The sequence below is a fragment of the Bradyrhizobium sp. WYCCWR15520 genome (assembly GCF_056174665.1).
This window is the reverse complement of sequence record NZ_JBWBWM010000110.1, coordinates 1-5,037: the sequence shown is the minus strand read 5'-3', so window position 1 is coordinate 5,037 and position 5,037 is coordinate 1. Positions and strand designations below refer to the sequence as shown.

Annotated in this window: 2 protein-coding genes and 1 pseudogene; all 3 read left to right on the top strand. The window is 60.0% G+C overall.

The genetic code is table 11. The features are described 5' to 3' along the window. The first annotated feature begins 260 nt into the window (after nt 1–260). Entirely contained in the window at nt 261–1,448 is a 1,188-nt protein-coding gene (locus AC0QUY_RS42115; RefSeq protein ID WP_475391684.1) for a TlpA disulfide reductase family protein, read from the top strand. Nucleotides 1,449–2,040: 592 nt separating this feature from the next. After that, the gene (locus AC0QUY_RS42110) at nt 2,041–3,879 is read left to right on the top strand and encodes an ABC transporter ATP-binding protein (protein WP_161855567.1); all 1,839 of its coding nucleotides are present in this window, start codon (nt 2,041–2,043) and stop codon (nt 3,877–3,879) included. Nucleotides 3,880–4,402: 523 nt separating this feature from the next. Beyond that, a pseudogene (locus AC0QUY_RS42105) lies at nt 4,403–4,917 on the top strand (transposase); the annotation flags it as partial. Nucleotides 4,918–5,037 lie beyond the last annotated feature (120 nt).

Here is a 5,037-nt window from a genome sequence, read left to right as displayed (position 1 = left end):
CGCAGCGGGCTACAACTTCCGGCGTCTCATCCGCTGGCTCGAGCTCTTGTTGCGCCAGTTCCTCGCCCAGCTCACGGTCCGACTTCAATTCGTCCCGAGTTGAAATCCGGCGTTCTTCACGGCCGACAAGTCAGGGCCCGAGTGCATCCAGAGCGCAAACGAGCGATGCTCCTTCCCTTGAACCCGTGTGCCCCCGTGTCTGAGGAAGACAAGCTAGCGAAAAAGTCGCGCAACTTCTGGCAATCGTTTTGGAGAACAACATGGTGCTGCGCATGGAGTCCCCAGCTCCTCCGATCAAGGTGGAGAACTGGCTGCGTGGCCAGCCCCTCACGAGCTTCCAGCCGGGAAAAGTGTACATCGTCGAATTTTGGGCAACTTGGTGCGGACCCTGTGTGGCGGCGATGCCCCATCTGGTGCAGCTGCAAGATAAATACAAAGACGGCGGAGTTGAGGTCCTCGGAGTCGCGGCTTACGAACGAGCCCGAACCGCGGACGAGGCCCGAACCAACTTGGATGCATGGTTGACCGAAAACTTCTCAAATCTCAACTACCGGATCGGATTCGACTACACAGGGAACATGAACAAGCTTTGGATGGATCCCAGCTTTTCTGTCGGGGTTCCCACCTCGTTCGTAGTCGACCGTGACGGTCACATTGCCTTTATCGGTTTTCCAACGCAACTCCATGACGTTCTGCCAAAAATTCTTAACGGCGGCTGGCGCACCAGCGATGAAGCTAGAGCCGCCGATGCGGAGCGGATCGCCGAAGGCGAACGCACAGTGCAGGAAATGACGCGCAAGCGAGCGTTGACTGAGCCGATCTTCGCCAAACTTACGCCGGCGATGAAGGCGGAGGATTGGACGAAGGCGCTTTCGGCGGTCGAAGAGGCCGTCGCTGTGATGCCGGACGACGTCAACTTCCGCGTGCTCCATGCGGATCTGTTGCTTCACAAAATGCGCGACTTGCAGACCGGCTTGCCAGTCATGCGCCAATTGGTTCGCGACGCGATCGACAAAAAATCCGAGCTGTGGATGGCCGGGGCGGCGCGCCAACTCTTCGATCCGGCGAATGACAACTCCCACTTCCCGCCTGCCGAGCGCTTTGCGATGGGTAAGGAGTTGTCCGAACACATCCTGGCACTGAATCCTCCGCAAGGCGGCGACCGCTCCAAGTTCCTGTCCTATGGGGCGATCGCTCAGTATTATTTTGAGAGCGGCAACAAGAATCGAGCGATCGAGTTGGTCGAGGTGGCGCTGAAGTCGCTGGACGGTCCTGAGCCTATCCCCGACGAACTGAAACAGCACGTTATGTCGCTGTTGGTCCAAGCGCTCGCCAACTACAAGGGTGAGAAGGCTTGCTACGGGGCTCTTTGTGCGGCTCCGCAAGACGGGTTTCCGAAAGAGTCAAAGCGCAGGGGCCGGAAGAGAAGACATGAACAAGGGCAATAGTCGGAACTGCTCACAGGCCAATTCGTGCATTTCTCCGGTGGGCCAGTGGCAACTAAACATCATCGAGCACAGCGCTGGATCGTTTGCGGCAGGTTGGAGTTCAAATTGCGATGACCTCCGGCCGGATCGAGGCGGACGTGATCTTGTAGGTGAAGCCGCGCCGTCATCGCATGACGCAAACACTCTGACGGTCTTAACGTCTACATGAAAATGCCGAACGATTCCTTCGTCACCAAAATGCATCCTTGCGCACAGCCATGGCGGCGGCCGGACTTACGCGGCCATCACCATGCTTCTGCAGGCGGGCGACGATGAACCACGCCGATCCGCATGCCTGGCTCACCGTAACTATCGAACGGATTGCGCAGGGCTGGCCGATGTCTCAGATCGATGTTCTCAGCTTGAGGAACCCTCAAAACTTGAACTCAGCTACGCTAGCGCAAAGAGGGAGTGAAATGGGCAGAAGATTTCAATCGCAGCCCCCAAACTCCGGGCATTATTGCGTCGCCTCGGACAGCGGCGCCAAGGATTTGGCACATCGCGTCTGGATCGAAAGGGTCTTACGCCGCGCGTGGCAGAAACCGCCGGCGCCATGATGGTTCAAAATGACAAACCACCCACCGCAATCGGCGTGGTGATCCCGTTCGTGTTCCGTCACTGGCTAAAGCAGCCCGTCCGCCTTGCGATCGTCCTCGTCGGCTTCTTAGGGGCAACGGTGGCCGACTTGTTCATGCCGGTCTATTCCGGCCATTTGGTCGACGCGCTGATATCAGGTCCGTCCGACCAGGCAGCACGGCAGGCGGCGTTCGTCGCCTTCGGCGGCATTCTCGCGCTTGGCCTGCTCTCGATCATATTCCGGTTTACAGGCTTGCAGGCGATCGTGCCGTTCACGCTGAAGACGATGTCGGATGTAGCGCGAGAGGCCTTCATGCGGGTGCAGCGGTTCTCGACTGACTGGCACGCCAACTCTTTCGCCGGCTCCACCGTGCGCAAGATCACGCGCGGCATGTGGGCCCTCGACCTGCTCAACAACACGATCCTGATGGCGTTGTTGCCGTCTCTGGCCGTGCTCGTGGGCTCGATGATCCTGCTCGGTCTGCGTTGGCCGATCCTCGGCGGGGTGATCGGCCTCGGCGCGGTGATCTATGTCGCGATGACAATGGCATTCACGATCGGCTATATCGCGTCGGCGGCGCGCGTCTCCAACACCTGGGACACCAGGCTCGGCGGCACGTTGGCAGACTCGCTCACCTGCAATGCTGTGGTGAAATCCTTCGCGGCGGAGGAGCGCGAGGATGCTCGGCTTGACCGTGTCGTCAGCCGCTGGCGGAAGCGGCTACTGCGCAGCTGGCTGCGTTACAGCGCCACCAGCACAGTGCAGCTTGTGATGCTGCTGTGCTTCCGCGCTTCCGTGATCGGCGGCGCCATCCTGCTCTGGATAGCGGGACGCGCCTCGACGGGCGACGTCACTTACGTGCTGACGAGCTACTATGTCATCCACGCCTATTTGCGGGAGGTCGGCATGCACATCAATAATCTGCAGCGCTCGGTGAACGACATGGAGGATCTTGTCACCATCCATAGCGAACCGTTCGGCATTGTTGATGCGCCCGATGCCAAGCCGATGGACATTCTGCGCGGAAGGATCACGTTCGAAGATGTGACTTTCCTTTATATCGGGCATCACGCGCCGCTCTACGACGGATTGTCGATCGACATTCGCGCCGGCGAGCGCGTCGGTCTGGTCGGCCGTTCCGGCTCCGGGAAGACCACGTTCATCAAGCTGGTGCAGCGGCTCTACGACGTCTCCGGCGGCCGTATCCTGATCGACGGCCAGGATATCGCGAAAGCGACGCAGCAATCGTTGCGCAGCCAAATCGCGATTGTGCAACAGGAGCCGATCCTGTTTCACCGCTCGCTGGCGGAGAACATCGCCTATGGCCGGCCCGGCGCCAGCATGGCGGCGATCGAGCAGGCGGCGCGGCTTGCCAACGCGCACGACTTCATCGTGCACCTGCCGAAAGGCTACGGGACGTTGGTGGGCGAGCGCGGCGTAAAGCTATCAGGCGGCGAGCGGCAGCGTGTCGCGCTGGCGCGCGCGTTCCTCGCCGACGCACCGGTCCTGATCTTGGACGAGGCGACCTCCAGCCTCGATACGGAATCGGAGGCGCTAATCCAAGAGGCTATGGAGCGGCTAATGAAGGGACGCACCTCGATCGTGATCGCACATCGGCTGTCGACGGTGCGCAGCCTCGATCGCATCCTGGTATTCGACCGTGGCGAGATCGTCGAGCAGGGCACCCACGGCGCGCTTATTGCGCGGCCGGGCGGCATCTATCGCGGGCTGTTTGAGCGGCAGGCCATCGAGCTCGGTCGGATCTCGGCGGCAGGCCAGACTAAGGCATGGCTGGCCGCATCCTCGCAGTTTTAGCGTTATCTACGTTGGCTGCAGCTGATTCGCATCGCGCTGGTTAGTCCTCCGGCATCGCATCGATGATCATCGGGAAGTTGTAGGACTGTCTTTGAGGGAGACCGTCTCTAAAGCGGGCACAGAGCGAATGAAGGACAATCGGAGAAGGGCCTTTTTGCTGGCGAGTGTTATGACCAAAAGGGAAGAAAACTATTCGGCCGTCCTCAAGCGAGATGTGAATGTCCTGGAGGTAGTAGTGGCAGTGTTGACCAAAGCTGCTTTCGAGTTTTGTGCGACTGTTTCAGGATAGCGAATTTCTCAAGATCCCGTCTGGCGACCTTAAATTGCGCCAACTGGATAAACGTCTTGAGCGGCGGATCTAGTGTTCATGCACCGACTACGAGAGACTTTTCCAAGACCAGATTGTTATCAATTAAAGCCAGGGAACCTCGTCATCCTTTTGGCATCATCCTTAGCAGGCTGACCTGCCGCTAAGAATTTCCTCCAGAAGGATTTAGAGTCCGCCCTGACGAAGGACGGACAGATGAAGCGGAAGCGGTTTACGGAAGAGCAGATCATTGCGGTGCTGAAGGAGCATGAGGTCGGCGCTAAGACCCCCGATCTGGCTCGCAAGCATGGGATCTCTGAGGCGACGTTCTACAACTGGAGGGCCAAGTTCGGCGGCATGGAAGTCTCCGAAGGCAGGCGGCTCAAGGCGCTCGAGGACGAGAACGCCAGGCTGAAGAAGCTCCTGGCCGAGCAGTTGCTCGATGCGGCAGCGCTGCGGGAGCTACTCTCCAAAAATGGTAGGGCCCGCCCGCCAAGCGCGCCGCAGCGGCGCATCTGCAGGCCAGGCTCGGTCAGTCGGACCGGCGGGCCTGTTTGATCGTCGGGGTGGATCGGAGCATGATCCGCTACCGCTCGCGCAAGCCGGCTGACGCCGAGCTGCGGGCTCGCTTGCGTGAGCTTGCTGGCGAGCGCGGGCGATTCGGTTGTCGCCGGCTGTTCGTCCTGCTGCGGCGGGAGGGCGAGCCGTCCGGCATCAAGCGAATCCGTCGGCCGTGAAGAACGCCGGATTTCAACTCGGGACGAATTGAAGTCGGACCGTGAGCTGGGCGAGGAACTGGCGCAACAAGAGCTCGAGCCAGCGGATGAGACGCCGGAAGTTGTAGCCCGCTG